General features: G+C 31.0%; 22 protein-coding genes. 17 read left to right on the top strand and 5 right to left on the bottom strand.

Annotation, left to right across the window (positions count from 1 at the left end):
• Nucleotides 1-4: 4 nt before the first annotated feature.
• The 3 genes from FBF02_RS05870 to luxS all read right to left on the bottom strand — a co-directional run bounded on the left by FBF02_RS05870 (nucleotide 5) and on the right by luxS (nucleotide 2,584).
• Entirely contained in the window at nucleotides 5-775 is a 771-nt protein-coding gene (locus FBF02_RS05870; protein WP_002857994.1) for a MetQ/NlpA family ABC transporter substrate-binding protein, read from the bottom strand.
• Between the two features lie 10 nt (nucleotides 776-785).
• Nucleotides 786-1,778: an isopenicillin N synthase family oxygenase gene (locus tag FBF02_RS05865; RefSeq protein ID WP_002858100.1), complete on the bottom strand. Its 993-nt coding sequence runs from the start codon at nucleotides 1,776-1,778 to the stop codon at nucleotides 786-788.
• Nucleotides 1,779-2,089: 311 nt separating this feature from the next.
• Nucleotides 2,090-2,584, bottom strand: coding sequence for an S-ribosylhomocysteine lyase (gene luxS / locus FBF02_RS05860; RefSeq protein ID WP_002857890.1), 495 nt, complete (start codon nucleotides 2,582-2,584; stop codon nucleotides 2,090-2,092).
• 114 nt (nucleotides 2,585-2,698) lie between these two features.
• Between luxS and gatB the strand changes: the two genes are divergently transcribed.
• Genes gatB through FBF02_RS05845 form a run of 3 tightly spaced genes read left to right on the top strand, consistent with a single transcriptional unit; the run spans nucleotide 2,699 to nucleotide 6,198 of the window.
• Entirely contained in the window at nucleotides 2,699-4,117 is a 1,419-nt protein-coding gene (gatB, locus tag FBF02_RS05855) for an Asp-tRNA(Asn)/Glu-tRNA(Gln) amidotransferase subunit GatB (protein ID WP_002858123.1), read from the top strand.
• Nucleotides 4,114-5,010: an NAD(P)H-dependent glycerol-3-phosphate dehydrogenase gene (locus FBF02_RS05850; RefSeq protein WP_075888380.1), complete on the top strand. Its 897-nt coding sequence runs from the start codon at nucleotides 4,114-4,116 to the stop codon at nucleotides 5,008-5,010. Before gatB ends, FBF02_RS05850 begins: the two co-directional genes overlap by 4 nt.
• Nucleotides 5,011-5,019: 9 nt before the next feature.
• On the top strand, nucleotides 5,020-6,198 hold the full coding sequence (locus FBF02_RS05845; protein ID WP_002858139.1) for a metal-dependent hydrolase: 1,179 nt from the start codon (nucleotides 5,020-5,022) through the stop codon (nucleotides 6,196-6,198).
• Between the two features lie 7 nt (nucleotides 6,199-6,205).
• On the opposite strand, the gene FBF02_RS05840 is transcribed toward FBF02_RS05845, so the two are convergent.
• A complete protein-coding gene (locus FBF02_RS05840) occupies nucleotides 6,206-7,732 on the bottom strand; it encodes an inorganic phosphate transporter (protein WP_002852729.1) in 1,527 nt (508 codons plus the stop codon).
• Between the two features lie 141 nt (nucleotides 7,733-7,873).
• Here FBF02_RS05840 and FBF02_RS05835 point away from each other — a divergent pair, with 141 nt between their 5' ends.
• Nucleotides 7,874-8,680 carry an inverse autotransporter beta-barrel domain-containing protein gene (locus FBF02_RS05835; protein WP_002858023.1) on the top strand — a complete coding sequence of 269 codons (807 nt, stop codon included), beginning with the start codon at nucleotides 7,874-7,876 and terminating at the stop codon, nucleotides 8,678-8,680.
• Here the strand turns inward: FBF02_RS05835 and FBF02_RS05830 are convergent.
• On the bottom strand, nucleotides 8,677-10,053 hold the full coding sequence (locus tag FBF02_RS05830) for a cation:dicarboxylase symporter family transporter (RefSeq protein WP_002852850.1): 1,377 nt from the start codon (nucleotides 10,051-10,053) through the stop codon (nucleotides 8,677-8,679). The two genes, FBF02_RS05835 and FBF02_RS05830, sit on opposite strands and share 4 nt — an antisense overlap.
• A 268-nt stretch (nucleotides 10,054-10,321) precedes the next feature.
• Between FBF02_RS05830 and cetC the strand changes: the two genes are divergently transcribed.
• The 13 genes from cetC to fliR all read left to right on the top strand — a co-directional run bounded on the left by cetC (nucleotide 10,322) and on the right by fliR (nucleotide 23,688).
• Complete coding sequence (gene cetC / locus FBF02_RS05825; protein WP_002855880.1) at nucleotides 10,322-10,816, top strand: energy taxis response protein CetC; 495 nt, start codon at nucleotides 10,322-10,324, stop codon at nucleotides 10,814-10,816.
• Between the two features lie 103 nt (nucleotides 10,817-10,919).
• A complete protein-coding gene (cetA, locus tag FBF02_RS05820; RefSeq protein ID WP_002921346.1) occupies nucleotides 10,920-12,299 on the top strand; it encodes a bipartate energy taxis response protein CetA in 1,380 nt (459 codons plus the stop codon).
• Between the two features lie 17 nt (nucleotides 12,300-12,316).
• On the top strand, nucleotides 12,317-12,814 hold the full coding sequence (gene cetB, locus FBF02_RS05815) for a bipartate energy taxis response protein CetB (RefSeq protein WP_002858430.1): 498 nt from the start codon (nucleotides 12,317-12,319) through the stop codon (nucleotides 12,812-12,814).
• An 87-nt stretch (nucleotides 12,815-12,901) separates the two neighbouring features.
• A complete protein-coding gene (mnmG, locus tag FBF02_RS05810) occupies nucleotides 12,902-14,761 on the top strand; it encodes a tRNA uridine-5-carboxymethylaminomethyl(34) synthesis enzyme MnmG (protein WP_002858012.1) in 1,860 nt (619 codons plus the stop codon).
• Nucleotides 14,762-16,048, top strand: a complete 1,287-nt coding sequence (locus FBF02_RS05805) for an arsenic transporter (RefSeq protein ID WP_002858303.1) — start codon at nucleotides 14,762-14,764, stop codon at nucleotides 16,046-16,048. It abuts the gene before it with no gap.
• Nucleotides 16,049-16,138: 90 nt separating this feature from the next.
• On the top strand, nucleotides 16,139-16,642 hold the full coding sequence (petA, locus tag FBF02_RS05800; protein ID WP_002852880.1) for a ubiquinol-cytochrome c reductase iron-sulfur subunit: 504 nt from the start codon (nucleotides 16,139-16,141) through the stop codon (nucleotides 16,640-16,642).
• Between the two features lies 1 nt (nucleotide 16,643).
• Nucleotides 16,644-17,894, top strand: a complete 1,251-nt coding sequence (locus tag FBF02_RS05795) for a cytochrome bc complex cytochrome b subunit (protein ID WP_002852758.1) — start codon at nucleotides 16,644-16,646, stop codon at nucleotides 17,892-17,894.
• A complete protein-coding gene (locus tag FBF02_RS05790; protein ID WP_002852693.1) occupies nucleotides 17,891-19,015 on the top strand; it encodes a cytochrome c1 in 1,125 nt (374 codons plus the stop codon). Before FBF02_RS05795 ends, FBF02_RS05790 begins: the two co-directional genes overlap by 4 nt.
• A 127-nt stretch (nucleotides 19,016-19,142) precedes the next feature.
• Nucleotides 19,143-20,306 carry a cyclopropane-fatty-acyl-phospholipid synthase family protein gene (locus tag FBF02_RS05785; RefSeq protein WP_002858137.1) on the top strand — a complete coding sequence of 388 codons (1,164 nt, stop codon included), beginning with the start codon at nucleotides 19,143-19,145 and terminating at the stop codon, nucleotides 20,304-20,306.
• A gap of 115 nt (nucleotides 20,307-20,421) precedes the next feature.
• Nucleotides 20,422-21,213, top strand: a complete 792-nt coding sequence (rpsB, locus tag FBF02_RS05780; protein ID WP_002858184.1) for a 30S ribosomal protein S2 — start codon at nucleotides 20,422-20,424, stop codon at nucleotides 21,211-21,213.
• On the top strand, nucleotides 21,213-22,286 hold the full coding sequence (gene tsf, locus FBF02_RS05775; protein WP_002857948.1) for a translation elongation factor Ts: 1,074 nt from the start codon (nucleotides 21,213-21,215) through the stop codon (nucleotides 22,284-22,286). Before rpsB ends, tsf begins: the two co-directional genes overlap by 1 nt.
• Before the next feature lie 12 nt (nucleotides 22,287-22,298).
• Nucleotides 22,299-22,934 carry an ABC transporter ATP-binding protein gene (locus FBF02_RS05770; protein WP_002852807.1) on the top strand — a complete coding sequence of 212 codons (636 nt, stop codon included), beginning with the start codon at nucleotides 22,299-22,301 and terminating at the stop codon, nucleotides 22,932-22,934.
• On the top strand, nucleotides 22,921-23,688 hold the full coding sequence (gene fliR, locus FBF02_RS05765) for a flagellar biosynthetic protein FliR (protein ID WP_002852712.1): 768 nt from the start codon (nucleotides 22,921-22,923) through the stop codon (nucleotides 23,686-23,688). Before FBF02_RS05770 ends, fliR begins: the two co-directional genes overlap by 14 nt.
• The last annotated feature ends 34 nt before the right edge of the window (nucleotides 23,689-23,722 follow it).

Genomic DNA, 23,722 nt, shown 5'->3' with positions numbered 1-23,722 from the left:
CTCCTTAAAATGTAGGGATTAAAGCACCCTGATATTTTTCTTCTATAAATTTTTTAACTTCATTGCTTTGCAAGGCCTTTACTAGGGCTTTGATTTTAGGAAGGTTTTCATTACCTTCTTTAACGGCGATGATATTGCCATATTCACTATATTTACTTTCTGTATAAAGCCCATCTTTTACAGGGTTTAAACCTGCTAAAATAGCAAAATTGCTATTAATAAGAGAATAATCTACATCATCTAAACTCCTTGTAAGTTGAGCGTCTTTTAACTCTACAAATTTAAGCTTCTTAGGATTTTTAGTGATATCTAAAGGAGTGATGAGCTCATTATCCTTAACTTCTATAAGTCCTTTGCTTGCTACAATGCGTAAAGCACGGCTTTCATTTGTAGGATTATTGGGTATAGAAATGCTTTGTCCTTCCTTGGGGTGAAATTCTTTGTGTTTTTTAGAATACACTGCCATAGGTTCTATATGGATACTGGCAACTTTTACAAGATGGGTGCCTTGTCTTTGATTGAATTCTTTTAAATAAGGCTCATGCTGAAAATAATTAGCATCTAACTCACCATTTTCAACCATTACATTAGGGATTACTCCATCATTGAATTCATAAATTTTTAAATCATAACCTTGTTTTTGAAGTGCTGATTTTATAAATCTTAAAATATCTGCATGAGGTGTTATAGAAGAGCCAACTTTAAGTTCTTCATTTGCCCATGCAAAACCGGTAAAAAGAGTAGCGACGCAAAAAGCTTTAGTAAATAAAGTCATTTTTTCTCCTTTACGCAAAACTAAATTTTTCTATCAAGTCACTATGATAAATACTTGCCACATCAGGATGAGAGCGTATCATTCTTTTAAAATAATTACTTGCAACATTTCTTAAAAGTGGATTTTTAGGATCAGTATCCACACCTTTACTTTCTTTAGCAAGCTCTGGATTTAACTTAAAAATAGGTATATCCTTATCAAGCTGCACTCCAAGAAAATAAGCTATGCTAAAGCGTTCTTTTGGGCTTAAATTCACGCGGTGAATAGTAGCTTTTAAATAGCCATTGGTAGCTAGTTCTAAAAATTCTCCTATATTAACTACAACGCTATTTTCAAGTGGGGGTATACTAAGCCATTTACCATCTATAAAAGCTTCAAATCCGCTTTGTTTTTCTTGAAAAACAAAAGTGATAAGCCCACCATCTTTATGTGAACCTACGCCTTGAGTGATATTTTTTGAGCTTTTTGGATAATGTATGATTTTACAATGTTCGTAAGAATTTTCTCCATAAAGTTTATCAAAAGCATTGTTAGGTAGATCAAGAGCTTGAGCGAAGGCTTTTAAAAGCTTTAAACAAGCTTTTTTGGTTTGTTTGTGCCAAGTTAAGAAAGTTTTTTTAAGTTCTGGAATTTCACTAGGCCAAAGATTAGGACCTTCTAGTCTTTGCCATAAGGGTGAGTTTAAATTCCAGTTTAAAGCATCTCTTTCTGTGCCTATATCCAGTTGTTCTCTATAATCCTTAGATCCTGCTGTGTATTCAAAACCTTCGCTAGTATAACCTCTAAATTGAGGAGAATGTACCATAGAAATAAGCTCTTTCGAACTTCTAGAAAGATTAAAAAATTCTTTGCCAAGTTTGAATAATTTCTCGTTTAAATTTTTATCTATACTGGTATTGATAAGATAAAAAAAACCTATTTTAGAAGCAATTTCTCTTAAATTTTTAAGAAAAGTGCTTTTATCTTTTTCATAAGCTTGTAAATCAAGTATAGGTAAGTTCATTTTTGCTCCTTAAATTAAAATTAAGGATAAGAAGATATTTTGAATTAAAATTTTATTAGAGAAATTTTTGTAAGTTAAGATTTTAAATGAGTATTTTGAAAAAATAAACTTTTTTGACTTTCTTACACATTATATCTCCTTATCCACTTTTTGGACCTTTGGAAACATAATGTTAAGCCAAAGGACGCACTAGATACTACACATCTCGCACATCAGTTTCATTTTTTCTCCTTTTAAAATAATAAAATTTCAAAATCATATATAAAAATATATTAATTAAAGCTTAATCATTTAAAAAATAAAGATTCTTTTTAAGCATTCTCGAGTTTTAATTCTTTGTTATTTATTATGCTAATACCTAGATTTAAAACTTTTTGGGCAATTTGTTTGGCTTCATCTAAAGAATGCATTGCGCAAGTTCCGCATTGGTAGATATTAAGTTCAGGAATTTTGCTTTGATCGCTTACGCTTAAAACATCTTTCATGGCTGCTTCCCAAGCTTTTGCAATACTTTTCTCATCAGGTGTTCCAATTAAACTCATATAAAAACCCGTGCGACAACCCATAGGTGAAATATCAATAATTTCAACTGAATTTGAATTAAGATGATCTCTCATAAATCCTGCGAATAAATGTTCTAAGGTATGAGTACCTTTTTCGCTCATAATGTCTTTATTTGGTATGCAAAAACGCAAATCAAATACGCTAATATCATCACCCTTAGGTGTTTTCATAACTTTAGCTAAACGCACAGCAGGAGCTGGCATTTTAGTATGGTCAACTTTAAAGCTGTCTAATAATGGCATTTTAACTCCTTAAATATAAATTGTCTAAGAATTATAGCATTTAAAGTTAATATTTAAAGCCTTTCTAAAAGAAAAAAAGATAAAATAAAACATTTAAAAATTCAAGGAAATTTTATGTTTGAAGTAGTTATAGGTCTTGAAGTTCATGCTCAGTTAAATACAAAAACAAAAATCTTTTGCTCATGTGCAACTTCTTTTGGAGAAGCTCCAAATACCAATGTTTGTCCCACTTGTTTGGCCTTACCAGGAGCTTTGCCTGTTTTAAATGAAGAGGCTGTAAAAAAAGCTATAGCTTTTGGAAAAGCTGTCAATGCAACAATTAATAAAAAAAGTGTTTTTAATCGTAAGAATTATTTTTATCCAGATTTACCTAAGGCTTATCAAATTTCACAATTTGATATCCCTATAGTAGAAAAGGGTGAGCTTTTTATCAATGTAAAGGGTGAAAATAAACGCATAGGTATTACAAGAGCGCACTTGGAAGAAGATGCAGGTAAAAATATCCATGAAAGTAATTTTTCTAAAGTAGATTTAAATCGTGCAGGAACTCCTTTGCTTGAGATTGTCAGTGAGCCTGAGCTTAGAAGTAGCGATGAGGCAGTAGCTTATCTTAAAAAACTTCATTCTATTATACGCTTTTTAGACATTTCAGATGCAAATATGCAAGAAGGAAGTTTTAGATGCGATGCAAATGTTAGTATAAGACCTAAGGGCGATACAAAACTTTATACTAGAGTAGAGATTAAAAATCTTAATTCTTTTCGTTTTATCCAAAAAGCTATAGAATATGAGGTAAAAAGACAAAGTGAGGCTTGGGAAGATGGAACTTACGAACAAGAAGTAGTTCAAGAAACTAGACTTTTTGATACGACAAATTTAGTTACAAGAAGTATGCGTGGCAAAGAAGAAGCGGCAGAATATCGCTATTTTCCTGATCCTGATTTATTGCCTGTTTTATTAAAAGATGAGTTTTTGGATATTAAAATCCCTGAGCTTCCTGATGAGAAGAAAGTACGCTTTATAGACAAGCTTGGTATAAAAGAAAGTGATGCAGAGGTTTTAATCAGTTCTTTAGAAATGAGTCGTTTTTTTGAAAGTCTTATTTCTCAAAATTTAAATCCTAAACTTTGCGTAAATTGGTTAAATACTGAACTTATGGGACTTTTAAAAGGAGAATTGACTATAGAAAATTCTCCTGTAGATGCTCAAAAGCTTGGAGTTTTAATTAAACGCATAGAAGATGGCACTATCAGTGCAAAAGCGGCTAAAGATGTCTTAGCTTTTGTATTTGAAAATACTAGCGTGGAAATTGATGAAGCTATAGAAAAGCTAGGACTTAAGCAAGTAAGTGATGATTCAGCCATAGAAGCGGTGATTGAACAAATTTTAAATGCAAATGCCGATAAGGTTGCAGAGTATAAAAGTGGTAAAGACAAGCTTTTTGGATTTTTTGTGGGTCAAACAATGAAAGAAGGCAAAGGAGCTTTTAATCCTGCAAAAGTAAATGAAATTTTAAAAACAAAGCTTGGTTGATGCGTATAGCGGTTATTGGTGCGGGAAAATGGGGCAGTGCTTTACATCTAGCCTTAAAAGAAAATCACAATTGTTTTATTAGTTCTTTGCATCAGCGTGATTTAGAAGATTTTGTTAGCATAAAAGAAGCTTTAGAATGTGAATATCTTGTTTTTGCTTTAAGTTCTCAAGGGATGCGTGCTTGGCTTAAAGAAAATTTCATCAACAAGGGGCAAAAAATTTTAATTGCTTCAAAAGGTATAGAAGATCAAAGTTGTCAATTTTTAGATGAAATTTTTTTAGATTTTGTACCAAAAGAAAATTTTTGTGTTTTAAGCGGTCCTTCTTTTGCTGCTGAAGTAATGCAAAAACTTCCTACTGCTTTGATGATTAGCGGGATAAATCAAGAGCTTTGTAAAAAATTTGCAAGTTTTTTCCCTGATTTTATTAAAACTTATATTGATAATGATGTTCGTGGTGCTGAAATTTGTGGTGCTTATAAGAATGTTTTAGCAATTGCAAGTGGGATTAGTGATGGGTTAAAACTTGGCAATAATGCAAGAGCGGCACTGATTTCAAGAGGGCTTATAGAAATGCATCGTTTTGGTAAATTTTTTGGTGCTAAAGAAGAAACTTTTTTAGGGTTAAGTGGGGCAGGGGATTTGTTTTTAACTGCAACGAGTGTTTTATCAAGAAATTATAGAGTAGGTTTAAAACTGGCGCAAAATCAAAAATTAGATAGTATTTTAGTCGAACTTAATGAAGTAGCAGAAGGTGTAAAAACTGCTTATGCTATAGAAAAACTAGCAAAAATGAAAGGAATTTATACACCTATTGTAAATGAAGTAGTGGCAATTTTTAAGGGTAAAAGCGTGCAAGAAGCAACGCAGAGTTTATTAAAGCAAAATGATTAAGGAAAAATCATGATAATTAAAAATGCAAAAATTTATGGAGATTCTTTACAAGATATAGAGATTAAAGAAGGAAAAATTACCAATATTGGTTCTAATTTACAAGGCGAAGAAATTTTAGATGCTAAAGGTATGACTTTACTTCCATCTTTTGTGGATTTGTGTGTGAGTTTAAAAAACGATAAATTTTCTTTAGCTAATTTAGAGCTTTTAGAAAATGAGTGTCTAAAAGGAGGAATTTCTAGTATAGTTTTGCGTGATTGCATGGATTTTGATGAAGAAAGTTTTGCTTTATTTTTACAAAATTTAGCTCAAAGAAAGATGCAAATTTTTTCAAGTGTGCGGGTTAAGGATGCAAACGGCAAGCTTAAAAATTTAGCCACTCTTTTAAATAAAGGTGCTTGTGCTCTAGAACTTGACAGCTCTTTAGATGCAAATACTTTAAAAGTAAGTTCACAATATGCTTTTATGAAAGACTCTCCAATTTTTGTGCGTTGTTATGATAAGGATTTTGATGATAATGGAGTGATGAATGATTGTGAAATGAGTTTTGAGCTAGGGCTTATAGGCATGAGTAAAATCGCTGAAACTAGCCAGATAGCTAAAATGAAAGAATTGGCTAAATTTTATAAAAATAAAGTTATTTTTGATCTTTTAAGTTTGAAAGATTCTTTAGTATTATTAGATGAAAAGGATTTAAAACTTGTAAGCATTCATCATCTTATCAAAGATGATAGTGCTTGTGAAGATTTTAATACGGCTGCGAAACTTATGCCACCTTTAAGAAGCAAAGAAGATGTTTTGGCTTTAAGAGAGGCTTTAAAAGAAGGAAAGATTAGCTTTTTAACTTCCCTGCATAGTGCAAAATCAATTTCTTTAAAAGATTTAGCTTTTGATGAAGCGGCTTTTGGAATTCATAGCGTATGCGAATTTATAAGTCTTTGTTATACTTTTTTAATCAAAGAAGGATTTTTAAATTGGCAAGAGCTTTGTCGATTTACAAGTAAAAATCCTAGTGAATTTTTAGGTTTAAATAGTGGAGTTATAGAAGTTGGCAAAGAAGCTAATCTAGTTCTTTTTGATGAGAATGAAGAAATTTTTGCTCCAAAAAGTTCTCTTTATTCTGAGGATAAACTTTTTGGAAAGATTAAAATGCATATAATTAAAGGAAAAAATATTTTAGAAAAATAAGCTTTACTTAAATTCCTAAAGATAGTTTAAATCCTAAAAATACAAGTGCTGCCATAATACCAGCGGCTGGTAAAGTGATAATCCAAGCCAATCCTATAGGCTTCATCATAATCCAATTTGCGTTTTTATTATACACTCCTATACCCAATATAGCACCTATGAGTATATGGGTGGAGCTAACAGGAATTCCAAATTGTGTAGCTAAGAGTATAACTATGCTTGCACCAAGTTCTGCAGAAAATCCAGTAGTAGGGCGTATGGTTGCAAGTTTTGAACCCACTGTAGTAATCACTTCTTTACCTAAAAACCAAAGCCCTACAACTAGAGCAACTCCAAACATAGCTAAAGCTGCAAAAGGTACAGGAGAAGTCGCGTTAATTGTACCGTTTTTTAAGACATCTAAAATCGCTGCAAAAGGACCTATAGCATTGGCTATATCATTGGCTCCGTGTGAAAATGCAAAACTAGAGGCTGTAAATATTTGAAACCATGAGAAAATTCTATCAGTAGTTTTATTAAGTTCTGTTTTTTTAACGATTTTGACTATAGCAAATGTTACAACATAACTTATAGTTCCTATAATTCCGATAATCCAAAAGTTTTGTAAAATATCCAAAGTGCTAACATTATTTAAACCTTTAAATAAAAACATTGCCGAAATGATAGCAGCAGCAATACAAGCAATGATTGGCATATGAGTTTTTAAAATAGAGTAAATATCTATATCTTTTTCTTGATCCTTAAATTCCTTCATTTTATTTCTATAGAAATTATTTTCTTGTTCTTCTTCATCCAAAGCTATAGCGGAAAGTTCTTTGATTTGTTCTTCTTGGGATTTTGTTTTTAAATTTAAAAAATATTCTTCTTTGAATTTTTTTCTTTCTTTTTTGATATTTTTCAAATCATCATTTAGTTTTTCTGATGGTTTTAAAATTTTTTTATCAATATATGAATAAATAATATAAGCTACAATACCCCCTAAAAGAGGCGAAGCTACCCAAGAAATAGCTATTCTTAAAATTTCACTCCATTTAACCATAGAGAGTGTTTGGATCCCATCAAATTTTAAAAGCCCCATCATAATGCTAGCACCTACAATCCCACCAACTATACTGTGTGTGGTTGATACAGGTAAGCCTTTCTTGGTTGCAATAAAAATCCAAACCCCAGAGCTTAAAAGTGCAGCAAGCATAATGATAACAAAAAGCATAGGATCTAAAGAATTTGGAAAAATAACAATACCGCTGCGTATGGTTTTAGTAACTTCTGCGCCTGCGAAGATTGCCCCGCTTAGCTCAAAAACAGCTGCTATAATTAAAGCTTGTTTAATGGTTACTGTTTTTGCGCCAACGCTTGTTCCAAAAGAATTGGCTACATCATTTCCACCTATATTAAATGCCATAAAAATACCAAATATAGAAGCAAGAATAAAAAGAATCAGTTGATGTTGCGAAATATAACCAAATCCCCAAATAACAAATGCGATAGTACTGATAATAAAAATAACAAAAGCTATGAGGTTGTCTTTTTGCATTAATAACCCTTTTTTATTTTAATTATACACTTATTTACTTTAAATTTGCTAATTTTATTTTTTAGTCTTTGTGGAATTTTTATTTATATTATTTTTTTATAATAAATACTCAAACAAGAAATAATAAGGAATATAAGAATAATGAGGGGTATTTTTTATATAATAGCATTGTTTTCTTTACTCAATGCCGATGAACTTACAGAGGCTTTAGCAAAAAATAATAATCAAAATTCTTGGGAGCACTTTGATTATAAAAATACCAAAGAAGCTCCAAAAATTCAAGAAGAGAATGTGGATTTTAAAAGCACTTTTGATAGCTTACTTTCAAAAACTTTAGAAAATAATAATGGTATAGATAAAACAGATGGGAATTTAGATTTTCAAAATGAAAATGTGCAGGTTAAAAATTTAAGTTCTCTTTATGAGGGGGAGAATAATTCTTTGCTTTTTCAAAAAGAACTTTTTGTGGCTCAAAATAATTATAATTACTCAGGGGGTTTAATCAATCGTTATGAAAAAGATGATTTTTTATTTGGAGTTAATGGTTTTATTGATAAACAAAAGGAACAAAAAGATACTAAAAGCTTTGGTACAGAGTTTGGTTATAGTAAATTTATAAAGGCTTATAGTAATTATTATATACCCAATGAAGCAGAAAAAAATTTACAGCTTGGAATGAGTTTTGTAATTCCAACTTATACCGCTTTTGCTTTTGATATAAGTAAGGATAATGATAAAACTAATTATCAAGTATCTTACTCTCCTTATAGTGTATTTAGTTTAAATTTATTGCGTCGTGATTATAGTGCAAGAGAGACTGTTGATGATACTGTTGTTCAAGTTGGATTTAGTTTTAATTTCAATGAAAGTTTTTTAAAGCAATTTAGAAAAAAAGATAATACTTTAGAGGAGGTTAATCGATATGATTTCCTCCAAAGAACTCATTAGTTCATTCCAGCATTATGAAATTTTTCTGGATTGTCCATAGCGTAGCGGAATTTTTCCCAATCAATTTGTTTATCCCAGATAGCAACGATTAAAGCTGCTACTGAATTTCCACAAAGATTTCCAACCGCCCTCATTTCAGACATAAATTTGTCAACACCTAAAAGAACACCTATAGCAGCTACTGGTAGAACTTGTGCTAAGGTTGCATTTGCTTCTGAAATTTCCATATTTCCTAGAGCTGCAAGCGTACTTCCAAGCACTATAAAACCTGATCCAGTTACACCTACTGCACCTTTTGAGGCTATCATTAATACTATTAAAATACTGATTTCGTGTGCTAAACTTAAATTTACATTGAAAGCTTGTGCTAGAAAGATTAAGCTCATAGCTAGATAAATATTTGTACAATCAAGATTAAAACTATATCCCGTTGGTAAAACAAGTCCGACTGTTGCTTTAGAAAGTCCTGCTTTTTCTAGTTTTCTCATTAAAGGAGCAAGTGCAGACTCGCTTGAACTGGTTGCAAAAACGATCAATACTTCTCTTGAGATAAATCTCATAAATTTGAAGATATTTACTTTTGCAAAATAACAAATCAGACCTAAGATTCCAAATATAAAAACAAGACATGAAATCAGCATTACTAAAAGTAAATATGCTAAGTTGATCAAAGAGCCAATTCCGTATTGAGCTATGAGTACAGCCATTGCTGAAAAGGCGGCAATAGGACTAAAATACATAATGATTTGTAGAATTTTAAAAACAAAATTTTGTACCACTTCAAAAACTCTTTGAATTGCCTGTTTGTCTTCTATTCTCATTAAAGAAATAATCAAAGCAGTAATTATAGCAATAACTAAAACTTGTATGGTTTTTCCTTCTGTAAAAGGTGTGATAATATCAGTAGGCATAGCATCTTTTAAAATATGCATAATCTCAGAGCTCGCACTTACTTCTGTGGTTTGAGAAATGTATTTTTGAACGCTTTTTGTATCAAGTTGACTTGGATCAAGATTCATTCCATGGCCTGGTTGCATAACATTTGCCATAAAAATACCTATAGCAAGTGCTAAAGTACTTACAACTTCAAAGTAAATAACCGCTTTAGCACCAATGCTACCTACTTTTTTTAAACTTTCAAGACTAATGATGCCCAAAACCAAAGTAACAAAAATAATAGGGCCTATAAGAACCTTTAAAGCACCTATAAAATAATCAACTCCTGGTTTGCTAGCAATGGCTAATTCTTTATCTGTATAGCCAAGTACAATACCTGTAATAATGCCTATAATCACCCAAAATCCAAGACTTTTGATAATACGTTTATATAAAGGCGGTTTTCTTTCAGCTAAAGTTTGACTTAAAGTTTCCAAGTTTATTCACTCCTTTTGATCTTTGTAAAATATAATTTTAACAATGTGTATCGTAAATTTTAACAAAAAAACAAATCTAGAAATACTTTCTTTTATATGATATGATAATTTTTTATATAAACGTTACAAAATTTCTCATTATTTGCATTATAAAATTTAAAATATTTTTGAAAATTTTATAATTTTGCAATTCAGTTTGCTTTTTGTTGTTTGTTATTGGTAATAATTCTATTTTTGATTTATTTGTTTTATTGGGATGTTTTAAATTATGAAAGAAATAGTTTTGTCTGAAAATGCTTTAATTACTTCTAAAACAGATCTTAAGGGGAATATCATTTATGCCAATAATGACTTTTTAAAATACGCAGGTTATAAAGTTGATGAACTTTTGTATAAATCTCATAATATAGTAAGACATGAAGATATGCCACGCACTGTATTTAAATGTCTTTGGGATTATATTCAAAAAGGAGATGAAATTTTTGCATTTGTGAAAAATAAAGCCAAAGATGGTAATTTTTACTGGGTTTTTGCAAATGTAAGTGCTTCATTTGATACTAATGGAAATATCATCAATTATTATTCTGTTCGTCGTGCACCTAATAGAAAATCTCTTTCTATAATTGAAGAAGTTTATAAAATTTTACTTGAAAAAGAGCAAAAATCGGGCATTAATGCTGGAGTTTCAGCTTTAATGGATATTGTAAGTTCTTATAAAATGACTTATAATGAACTTATTTTTAACTTACAAGAAAATAATTAAATAAGATATATTTTATCTTTTTTATTGTATAATTTTCACCTAGAAGTTAAAGCATTGTTTTGATTTATGACTTCAAAAAATTTTCAATAAAAAGGGTAAATTTATGATAAAAAATGGATTATTGTTAACTATTTTTCTAAGTGTTATCGGTGTTTTAGGTGTCATTTTTATTCATATTTTTGTTGGAGCGATAATTTTTGTTTTAATCGCTGTTTTAATGATTTATTTGCTTAGACAACACAAAGATGAGCAAATAATGATAGATAAACTTTTGGTTCTTTGTAGAGAGTTAAAGGAGGGTAATTTCGACAATAGAATCATCTATGTAAAAACAAAAAGCAAAAAATTAGCCGAAATAGCAGATAATCTTAATAATACTATTGATGGGCTAGAAGCTTACTTAAGGGAAATTAATACTTCTATTTCATGTTCTCAAAAAGGTGAATTTTATCGTAAGGCTTTGCCTGAAGGTTTAAAAGGAATTTTTGCTCATAATATCGAATTTATAAATAAAGCTTTAGCAAACATAGAAGTGACAGCAAGATCTACTTTTAAAAATGCTTTATCAAGAACTTTAATGGATTTAAGCCTTGGAAATCAAAATAAAGACATGTCTCAAATTTCTAGCTCATTAAATCAAGATATTAGCATGATGAAAAATGTATATGATACAGTGGATGCCATTTCTCATACAGCTACAGAAAATGGTTCAGAGGTGGATTCTCTTCAAAGTGCTATGGGTTCTTTAATGGATGTTGTAAATTCGAGCAAGGAGACAGTACAAACTTTTGTGGCTAATTCACAAAATATCACTTCAGTGGTTGAAGTAATACGTGATATAGCCGATCAAACCAATCTTCTAGCTTTAAATGCTGCTATTGAAGCTGCGCGTGCAGGAGAGCATGGTAGGGGCTTTGCGGTTGTGGCTGATGAAGTTAGAAAGTTAGCAGAAAGAACTCAAAGATCTACAAGCGAAATTTCTATTGCAATTCAGACTATGCAACAAGATTTTGTAAATATCCAAAGTGGCAGTGAGCAAGTTTTTAACATTGTTAGTGAATCTGAAGAAAGAATTAATAAATTTTCTCAAGCTTTTAAACGTCTAGAAGAAAATAGTAGTGCTCTTGGTGTTAATTTTGGATCCTTTGCAAAGAGATTGATTTTGTCTGTGGTTAAAATCGATCATATTCTTTATAAATCAAATATATATTTAAATTTAAATGGGGCTCAAAATTTCAATCTTGAAAGTGTAGATCCAATTTCTAATCTTTGTCAAGATGAGAGAGCTCAAGGTGTTATTAATGAGCTTAGTTCTGAAACTGAGTTAAATTTAGCTAAAGAATTTATAAAAGATAACGCTAAAAAAGCAATAGAAGAATCAAGTCAAGATTATATCGATCAAAAAGCTTATGATGCGATTGTAAATGATATTAAATCACTAGAGCAAAGAAGTGCTGAAATCTTAGCAAAATTAAAAATATAAATTAAGAGGGTGGGAAAATGTCAAGAGAAATTTTTTTACAAGAAGATAGTTTAATTACTTCTAAAACAGATTTAAAAGGTAAAATAGTTTATGCAAATGATGATTTTTTAAAGTATGCAGGTTATACCATGGGTGAAGTTTTAAATAAACCTCATAACATAGTAAGACATGAAGAGATGCCAAAAACTGTTTTTAAATATTTATGGGATTATATGAAAGAAGGCAAAGAAATTTTTGCTTACGTAAAAAATAAAACCAAAGATAACAATTACTATTGGGTTTTTGCAAATGTAACCCCATCAATAGATGTTAATAATAATATCATAGGCTATTATTCCGTTCGTCGTATGCCAAATAAAAGCGCTATTTCTACAATAGAAAGTCTTTATAGCGATCTTTTAAGAGCAGAACAGCAACAAGGCTTAAATAAGGGTGTTGAGATGCTTAAAAATTTATGCAAAGATGCAGATAAAACTTATAATGAGCTAATCTTTTCTCTCCAAGAAGCTAAATAAATTTTTGTTAGACTTAAAACGAGTTTGTTTTAAGTCTAAATATTATATAATCTTTCTTTTAAAAATTCACATTTTTCAAGGCAAAATATGTTTGATGTCATTGTTATAGGTGGTGGACATGCAGGTGTTGAAGCAAGTGCTGCTGCTGCTAGAATGGGTAAAAAAACCTTACTTTTAACTACATTGATTGAGCAAATAGGAGCGGCAAGTTGTAATCCAGCCATAGGTGGACTTGCAAAAGGACATTTGGTAAAAGAACTTGATGCCATGGGTGGTCTTATGGGTGAAATCACCGATGAAGCAGGGATACAATTTCGCATTTTAAATGAAAGTAAGGGTGTAGCCGTTCAAGGAAGTAGGGCACAAATTGATATGGATAAATACCGTATCATTACACGTAATAAACTTTTAAAACTTTCAAATTTAGAAATTTCTCAAGAACAAGCGAGTGCTTTAATTGTAGAAAATGATGAAGTTAAAGGCGTGAAAACAAATTTAGAAAACACATATTTTGCCAAAAAAGTGATACTTACAACAGGAACTTTTTTAAATGGACTTATTCATGTAGGTGAAAACAAACTTCAAGCAGGAAGGGTAGGGGAGCTTGCTTCGGTAAATTTAGGAAATTATCTGCAAACTTTGGGTTTAAAAATGGGACGTTTAAAAACAGGAACTTGCCCAAGAGTGGATGCAAAAAGCATTGATTTTAGCGTGCTTGAAATTCAAGATGGTGATGTAAATCCTAAAGCTTTTAGTTTTCGTTCAAGAAATTTCAATCCTACTCAACTTCCTTGTTATATCGCACGCACTAATACAACTACACATGAGATTATTAAGAATAATTTTTATCGTGCCCCGCTTTTTACAGGACAGATTGAAGGTGTGGGGCCAAGGTATTGTCCTTCTATAGAAGATAAGATCAATCGTTTTAGCGACAAAGAAAGCCATCATCTTTTTATAGAGCCTCAAACTATCGATGCGACGGAGTATTATATCAATGGTTTTTCTACTTCTTTGCCTTATGAGGTACAAATTCAAATGCTGCGTTCTGTAAAGGGTTTTGAAAATGCTAAAATAACCCGTTTTGGTTATGCTATAGAATATGACTATATAGAGCCAACTGAACTTAAGCATACTTTAGAACTTAAAAAGATTAAAAATCTTTATTGTGCAGGACAGATTAATGGAACTACAGGTTATGAAGAGGCTGCAGCACAAGGCTTTATGGCGGGAATCAATGCAAGCTTAAGCATAGATATGAAAGAGCCTTTGATTTTAAGGCGTGATGAAGCTTATATAGGAGTTTTAATCGATGATTTGGTAGTAAAAGGCACAAAAGAACCTTATAGAATGTTTACTTCAAGAGCGGAATTTAGACTGCTTTTAAGGGAAGAAAATGCTATACTTAGACTTGGAAAATATGGCTATGATTTAGGGCTTTTAAGCGAGCAAGATTTTACTTATATACAAAATATTGCAAACAATCTTCAAAAAGGACTTGAATTTTTACTTTCTAAAGAATTTACGCCTAATAACCAAAATAATGCTTTTTTAGAGAGTTTAGGAGAAGATAAAATTTCTTCTATAGTCAATCTTCAAAAAATTGTTGCAAGAGCAAGTTTTGATATAGAAAAATTAAAAAAACTTGACCCTATATTTGAAATCATGGATAATTATTCTTTAAGAGAAATTTTAAATGAGGCAAAGTATTATCATTACATTAGTATGCAAAAAGCTCAAGTAGAAAAAATGAAAAATCTTAGTGAGCTTAAAATTCCTGAAAATTTTGATTTTAAAAGTGTAAGTGGTTTGAGTAATGAGGTTGTAGAAAAACTTAATCATCATAAACCTCCAACCATTTTTGCTGCAAGTCAAATCAGTGGAATCACTCCTGCAGCGTTAGATATTTTACAAATTTATATCAAAATGCAAAAGAAAAAAGCTTAAATGCTTGCTTTTTTTATTTTTTTATCTACTTTAGTTTTACTTTTTTGGCGTCCATGGAATTTACCTATTTGGGTATTTTCTAGCTTGGGGGCTTTTTTTGTTTTTATTTTTCAATTGGTAGATTTTAAAGATGTTTGTTTTGTTTTTTCTTTGGTTTGGGATAGTTCTTTAACTTTGGTTGGGTTGATTATCCTTTCTTTTAGCTTGGAAGCTTTGGGATTTTTTGATTTTATTGCGAGTAAAATTTTGCATTTTTCTAGAGAGAAAAATCAAGAAAAAATTTATATCAGTACAAAAAAATTGATGTTATTTTTGTTGATTTTTGTATTTTTTCTTTCTGCATTTTTTGCTAACGATGGAGCGATTTTAATCATTACACCTATTATTATAGCTTTATTTTCAACTCTTAAAGATTGTAAAAATCATGCTTTTATTTTAAGTTCTTTTTTACTTAGTCTTTCTTTTTTATGTGATGCAAGTTCAAACGCTTTGGTTATTTCAAATTTAACCAATATCATCACAGCAAATTATTTTAAGATAGAATTTTTAGAATTTGCTAAAAATATGTTTTTGCCAAATTTTTTTGTTTTGCTTTCTACTATAGTTACGGTTTTTGTGCTTTATGTGAGAGTTTTACCTAAAAGGCTTGAATTTAAATTAATCAAAAAAGAGCAAATTTCATTGAAATTGTTTTTTCTTTGCATAGTATTTTTATTTCTTTTTGTTATCAGTTTTTTTATAGGTGAAATTTTTAATATTAAAATAAGTTTTTTTGCTTTGCTTTGGGCGGGAATTTTTTGGCTTATTATTTTAAAAATTCAAGGTAAAAAAAGTATTAAAATTCTTTTTGAAGCACCTTATGGAGTTTTGCTTTTTAGTTTTGGGCTTTATATGGTGGTTTTTGCTTTACATAAAATAGGTGTGAGTGAAATTTTGGTTAAAAGCTATGCTTTTTTGATGCAAGATAAGAGTGGAATTTTTGGTGTGGCTTTGATTTCAGCTTTTGGATCTTCTGTGTTTAATAATTTGCCTATGGTTTTAATCGGAGATTTGGCATTAAAAGAATATTTTGAGAATTTTTCTTTTGATTCTTTGATGATTTATGCACATCTTTTAGGTGTAAATATAGGTCCAAAACTTACGCCAATAGGTTCTTTAGCAACTTTGCTTTGGCTTGGAGTTTTGGCTAGAAAAGGCATTAATATTTCTTTTTGGCAATATTGTAAATTTGGCTTTTTGATAACTTTACCTGTGCTTGTTTTTTCTCTTTTTGCTCTTATTGTCTAAATATCAAAACTTGTTAAACAAAGAAAAAATTTATTTTAATTTCGATAAACTTTTAACTTGGTTAAAAAATAAAATCGAAAGGAGCAAGTTATGGCTACATCTGAGAGTAGACGAAGCTTTATGGGCTTTGCATTTGGAAGCGTAGCTGCTGTAGGCGGTGTTTTCTCACTTGTTGCGATGAAAAAAACTTGGGATCCGCTTCCAAGTGTTAAAGCTGCAGGTTTTACTACAGTAGATTTATCAGGAATGCAAGATGGAGAGCTTAGAACTATAGAATGGCGTAAAAAGCCTATTTTTATATTAAAAAAAGATGCGAGTATGCCAAAAGATGAAAAACGTGATGTTGTGGTAGATAACGCAGCTTATACTGTGGTTATAGGACTTTGTACGCATTTGGGTTGTATACCTGCTTACCAACCAAGTGAGCAATTGTTTAAATGCGCCTGTCATGGTGGAGAATTTGACACAAGTGGAAAAAATGTCTTTGGACCTCCTCCAAAGCCTCTTGAAATTCCTCCTTTTAAAATTGATGGAACCAAGCTTGTTTTAGGTGAAGAGGGTCCTGAATATAAAAAAATGATAGCGGAGGCTTAAGATGGCACAAATTAGAAAAGCTAATGGTCTTGTAGATTGGCTTGATCAAAGACTTGCGGTACATAAACTGCTTGATGTTTTAATGGTAAAGTATTGGATACCAAAGCAAATTAACTTTCTTTGGGCAATGGGGGTTATTTTAACCACTCTTTTTGCAGTGCTTTTTGTTACAGGACTTTTACTTGTGATGTATTATAAACCAGATACTGCACTTGCTTTTGATAGTGTGAATAAGACTATTATGCAAGAGGTGGACTATGGATGGCTTTGGCGTCACATGCATGGTGTTGCCGCTTCTGTTGTATTTTTGATTATATACATACATATGCTAACAGGAATTTATTACGGTTCTTATAAAAAAGGTCGTGAGATGATTTGGGTTAGCGGTATGCTTTTGTTTGTTGTATTTTCTGCTGAAGCTTTTAGTGGGTATATGCTTCCTTGGGGACAAATGAGTTATTGGGCAGCTCAAGTAATCACTAATCTTTTTGGAGGGATACCATTTATTGGCCCTGAGCTTGTGATTTGGATTCGTGGAGATTATGCGGTTTCTGATCCAACTTTAACAAGATTTTTTATGCTTCATGTGTGCTTGCTTCCTATAGTTATCATTGCTATTATAGCATTTCACTTCTATTCTTTAAGAATTCCTCATGTTAATAATGAAATTTCTGAAGAACTTGACTTTGATTTAGAGGCTGAAAAATACATGGCAGGTGACACAAAGGGTTCTAAAGTGATTCCTTTTTGGCCAGGATTTTTATCAAAAGATTTTATGTATATAAGCTTTTTTATGATTTTCTTCTTTTATTTGGTCTGTTTTAAATTTGAATTTGCAATGGATCCAATTAATTTTGATCCAGCTAATGCGCTTAAAACACCAGCTCATATTTATCCTGAGTGGTATTTCTTATGGAGTTATGAAGTTTTAAGAGGATTTTTCTTTGATATTGCAGGTATTAAAGCTTTTGATATAGGTTTGGCTGCATTTGGTATTGCTCAAGTGATTTTCTTCTTGCTTCCTTGGCTTGATAGAAGTGATGTGGTAAAACCAGCTCATGAAAGACCTTTATTTTTCATTTGGTTTTGGATATTGCTTATCGATTTAATTGTTTTAACAGTTTATGGAAAATTACCTCCAACAGGTGTAAATGCTTGGGTAGGATTTTACGCTTCTATAGTATTTTTACTTTTACTTATTGTAGTTTTACCGGTTATTACTATTATGGAGAGAAAAGGAGCTAAACAATGAGAGAAATAAAAATATTTTTAGTTGTAGTAGTTTTTACTGCACTTGTATATTGGGGGGTAGAGCCTTATGCTCATTCAGTGATGAAGCCTCATGTTGCTCCTGCAAATTTTGATTTTGCTGTTGAAGATACTACTTTTGCAAAAGGTATAGTTGAAGCTAAAGAATTAGCTCTAAAAGATGCACAAGCTTCAGGAGATGCTAAAAGAATAGAGAGTGCAAACAAAGAACTTGAAAAAGCAAAAGAAGAATTAAGCAAGGTTGAAACACTTTGGGCAGATGTTGCAAAGATCGATTTTGCTAAGGGTGATGCAAAAAAAGGTAAAGAATTTTTTGAAAATAACTGTTTTGCATGTCATGGTGTAAAAGAAGATGGAATAGCGGCTAATATTACTGATTCTTCTATGGGAGTAATACCGCCTGATCTCAGTGCAGCTGGTGCTATTTTTGATGAAAAATTTTTAGCAGCTTTGATTATGCATCCTGCGCTTGCTTTAAAAGTAGATCATAAATTTGGTGATGCTTTTATTATGACAGCTTACAATAAAGATACTTCAGGAGAAAGTGAAGAAGCTACAAATGCAAATATAGCCAATGTAATTGCTTATCTTAAAGATGTGAGTGTTAAATTTGAAGCCAATGAAGATGCTACTATTAAGAAAGATGTTGAGGCAAAATATGCTAAAATGGAAAATAGTGCTCAAAAAGCAGCTTTAATGGAAAAAGATATAAAATTTGCTAAAGATAAAGCAACTTTTATTGAGGCTTGCGGACGTTGTCATGATATGAAATACGATAGCTTTTTTACTCCATCAAATCAAAATGATTTAAAAACTTATTTAGGTTCTGTTCCACCTGATCTTTCTATGATGATAAGATCTCGTGGTGAGCAATATTTACATGATTTTATTAATAATACTCAAAAACTTCTTCCAGGAACCGCTATGCCAAGAGTAGGTTTAACAGAAGCTGCACAGGCTAAGGTTGTATCTTATATTGATCAAGTGGGTGATAGCAAAAAAGAAGAAAGAAAAACTACAGGAATTTATGTAATGATATTCTTTGTAATTTTAAGTATTTTTGCTATAGGTTGGAAGCGTTCTGTTTGGTCTAAATTACATTAGTATTATAAAATTTTTGCCACTATTTTATATCTGTGGCAAAAATTCTATCTTTTCTTCAATTTTATCAAATTTTAAACATAATTAAGAGATACTATCAAATAATAATTTTTATTAGTTGGAGTATGTCATGCTTGAAAAACAAATGATTAAATTTATTCTTTCAAAATGGAATTATGGAAATTTTAGAATTGTATTTTGGGATCAAGAAGAATTTCATGTGGGTAATCAGCCTGCTAAATTTTCTTTAATTTTCAAAGAAAAAATACCTTTTTTAAAATTATTTAGTGATACGAGTTTAGTTTTTGCAAAACATTATATGGAGTCTAAACTAGAAATAGAAGGTGATTATGATGAAATAGCTAAAGTTTTGTATTATTTTTCAAATAAGCGTTTTTTAAAAAATACAGAGGATATCTTGAGTAAAATAGCCCAAAAACAGGAAAGTAAAAATATCAAAAGTCATTATGATATAGGTAATGATTTTTATAAGCTTTGGCTTGATGATACTATGAGCTATTCTTGCGCTTATTTTAAAGAGCCTAATAATACTCTTTATGAAGCTCAAATTAACAAAATAGAACATACTCTTAAAAAACTTGATTTAAAAGAAGGAGAAAAGCTTTTAGATATAGGTTGTGGCTGGGGTTGGCTTTCTATTATGGCGGCTCAAAAGTATGGAGTTAAGGTTGTTGGAATTACTATTTCAGAGGAGCAGTGTAAAAAAGCTAAGGAAAGAGTAAAAGAACTTGGTCTTGAAGATAAAATAGAAATAAGACTTCAAAATTATCAAGATTTAGAATTTGAAAATTATTTTGATAAAGTTGTTTCTGTGGGTATGTTTGAACATGTAGGCAAAGAGAATTTAGGACTTTATTTCATGAAAGTAAAACAAGTGTTAAAACCTGGAGGTTCTATGCTTTTACATTCTATTTTAGCCATGTTTGAAGGAAAAACAAATGCTTGGATAGATAAATATATTTTTCCAGGAGGATATTTACCTTCTTTAAGAGAGGTTGTAAGTGCTATGAGTGAGTGGGATTTTCATCTTCTTTTAGCAGAAAGTTTAAGAATGCACTATGCAAAAACTTTAGATTTATGGGATGAAAATTTTAACGAAGTATTGGACAAGGTAAGGGAAAAATATGATGAAGAATTTATAAGAATGTGGGATTTGTACCTTCGTTCTTGTGCCTCTGCTTTTCGTGTTGGAAGCGTGGATTTGTTTCAATTTTTAATCACAAAAGAAATCAATAATAATCTAAGTCTTACCAAGGACTACATATATAAGTAAAAACTAAACTTAAATTTGATAAAATCTTAGCTTCATTTCACACGCATCAATCCTTTTTAGCTTGTGTAAATTAAGGGATGTGGAGGAATAAAGCTAAATTTATAAGGAGAAACTCATGGTTAGTATGAGAGATTTATTAGAATGCGGTGTGCATTTTGGACACCAAACAAGACGCTGGAATCCAAAGATGAAAAAATTCATTTTTGGCGAGAGAAAAGGTATTTATGTAATTGATTTACAAAAAACTTTAAGATATTTTAGATATACCTATAATATCGTTCGTGACGCTGCTGCCGAAGGAAAAACTATACTTTTTGTCGGGACAAAAAAACAAGCAGGTGGAGCGATTAAAGAATACGCTGAAAAATGCGGTATGCCTTATGTAAATCATAGATGGCTTGGCGGTATGATGACAAATTTTGGTACCATTCGCCAATCAATTAGAAAATTAGAAGTAATTGAAAAAATGGAAGAAGATGGAAGTATTAAACTTTTAACTAAAAAAGAAGCTTTAATGCTTACAAGAAAAAAAGAAAAATTATTAGCTTATTTAGGTGGAATTCGTTATATGAAAACTCAACCTGATATGATTTTTGTTATTGACACAGTAAAAGAAAAAATTGCTGTTCAAGAAGCAAATAGATTAAGAATTCCTGTTGTAGCTCCACTAGATACAAACTGCGATCCTGACTTGGTAACTTATCCTATTCCAGGAAATGATGATGCAATTCGTTCAGTGCAACTTTTCTGCCAAGAAATGGCTGAAGCGATTAATGAAGGAAAAGCTTTAAGAGAACAAGATGGCGAAGCTTTAGCAAATGAAGAAAAAGAAATCACCGATGAAGAGAAAAAAGAAGTTTTAGATGAAGCGATAAGCGAAGAAGACTTTGGTGAGGAGCAAGAATAATGGCTGAAATTACTGCTGCAATGGTAAAAGAACTCCGCGAAAGTACAGGCGTGGGGATGATGGATTGTAAAAATGCTTTGAGTGAAACTAATGGAGATTTTGATAAAGCAGTACAACTTTTAAGAGAAAAAGGTTTAGGTAAGGCTGCTAAAAAAGCAGATAGACTTGCTGCAGAAGGTTTAGTAAGTGTAAAAGTAAGTGATGATTTTACAAGCGCAACTGTAAGTGAGATTAATTCCGAAACAGATTTTGTGGCAAAAAATGATCAGTTTATCGCTTTAACAAAAGATACTACAGCTCATATTCAAAGCAATAGCTTGCAAAGTGTGGAAGAGCTTCACTCAAGTACGATTAATGGTGTAAAATTTGAAGAATATTTAAAAAGTCAAATTGCAACTATAGGAGAAAACTTAGTTGTAAGAAGATTTGCAACTTTAAAAGCAGGTGCTAACGGCGTTGTAAATGGTTATATTCATACAAATGGCCGTGTTGGTGTTGTGATCGCTGCAGCTTGTGATAGTGCTGAAGTAGCTTCAAAATCAAGAGATTTATTAAGACAAATTTGTATGCATATTGCAGCAATGAGACCAAGTTATTTAAGTTATGAAGATTTGGATATGACTTTTGTTGAAAATGAATACAAAGCCTTGGTTGCTGAACTTGAAAAAGAAAATGAAGAAAGACGTAGACTTAAAGATCCAAATAAACCTGAACATAAAATTCCTCAATTTGCAAGTCGCAAACAATTAAGCGATGCAATTTTAAAAGAAGCTGAAGAAAAAATCAAAGAAGAACTTAAAGCTCAAGGTAAACCTGAAAAAATTTGGGACAATATTATCCCGGGCAAAATGAATAGTTTTATAGCTGATAATTCTCAACTCGATAGCAAACTTACTTTAATGGGTCAGTTTTATGTAATGGATGATAAAAAAACTGTAGAACAAGTAATTGCTGAAAAAGAAAAAGAATTTGGCGGAAAAATTAAAATTGTTGAATTTATTTGCTTTGAAGTTGGCGAAGGTTTAGAAAAGAAAACTGAAGATTTTGCGGCTGAAGTTGCTGCACAACTTTAAAAACGGTTAAAAATGGAACTCTTAAGAGCGGAAAATTTAAGCCATAGTTTTGATTATCCGCTTTTTGAGGGTTTAAATCTTACTTTAAATACCAAAGATTGCATTGCTATTCAAGGGAGTAGCGGTTGTGGTAAATCTACTCTTTTGCATATACTTTCTTCTTTATTGATTCCAAAAAAAGGTGAAGTTTTTTTTAAAGGTTCTAGTCTTTATCAGATAGATGAAAACGAAAGATTAAAAATTCGCCGTTATGATTTTGGTATTATTTTTCAGACACATTATCTTTTTAAAGGTTTTTCGGCTTTAGAAAATATCGAACTTGCTAGTGTTTTATCGGGTCAAGATTTAGATGAGAAAATTTTAAAAAGGTTAGGTATTGATACGCTTTTACATCAAAAAATAGGAAAGCTTAGCGGCGGACAACAACAGCGTGTGAGTATCGCACGTGTGCTTTGTAAAAAACCAAAGATTATTTTTGCTGATGAAGCAACTGGAAATTTGGATTTTGATAATGCTAAAAATGTTATCGAGCTTTTAATTTCCTATGTTAAAGAAAATGATGCAGCTTTATTTTTTGTAACTCACGATAGCAAGCTTGCAAGTTTTTGTGATAAAACTTATACTATAAACGCCAATGGAATTTGTTAATTATTTAGGTGATAAAAATGTTGTAACTTTTATGTTGCTTCTTGCTAGAATGGGTGGTCTTATAGTTTTTTTTCCTTTTTTTTCACATAATTCTATTCCTATGGTGATAAAAAGTACTATAGTTTTATTTTTGACTATGTATTTATATCCTTTGGCTAGATTAGAATCTTTGCATTTAGATAGTTTTTTTGTTTTACAGCTTATTAGTGAAGTGATTTTTGGAATGATAGCAGGATTAATGCTTCAAATTATTTTTGCTATTATTATGATGGCAGGTGAGCAGATTGCTTTTACTATGGGATTTACTATGGCAAGTATATTAGATCCAAGTTCTGGAACGAGTATGCCTATCACATCTCAAATTTTAAATTTACTTGCTTTGATGTTTTTTCTTGCTTTTGATGGCCATCATTTAATGCTTTTGTTTTTAAGTCATTCTTTGGGTTATATTAGTTTAGGTGGATTTTATCCGCATGAGAATTTAATGCATTATTTAAATATGGGTATGTTTAATATTTTCATCATAGGTTTTACTATGAGCTTTCCTATACTTGGAATTTCACTTTTAGCCGATGTTATTTTTGGACTTTTGATGAAAACAATGCCACAATTTAATCTTTTAGTTATTGGCTATCCTATAAAGATAGCTCTAGGTTTTGTAGTTTTGATTGCTATTTTACTAGTTATGATGCAATATTTTAAAAATTTAATTTTAGAACTTTTTACTCATATGCAAACTCTTTTTTTCTTCTAAGGAAAGGATAAATGAAATTATCGTAAAATAGCGA

The sequence above is a fragment of the Campylobacter sp. CFSAN093226 genome (genome assembly GCF_012897595.1).
Taxonomy (GTDB): domain Bacteria; phylum Campylobacterota; class Campylobacteria; order Campylobacterales; family Campylobacteraceae; genus Campylobacter_D; species Campylobacter_D jejuni.
This window is presented reverse-complemented; position numbering and strand designations above follow the sequence as displayed.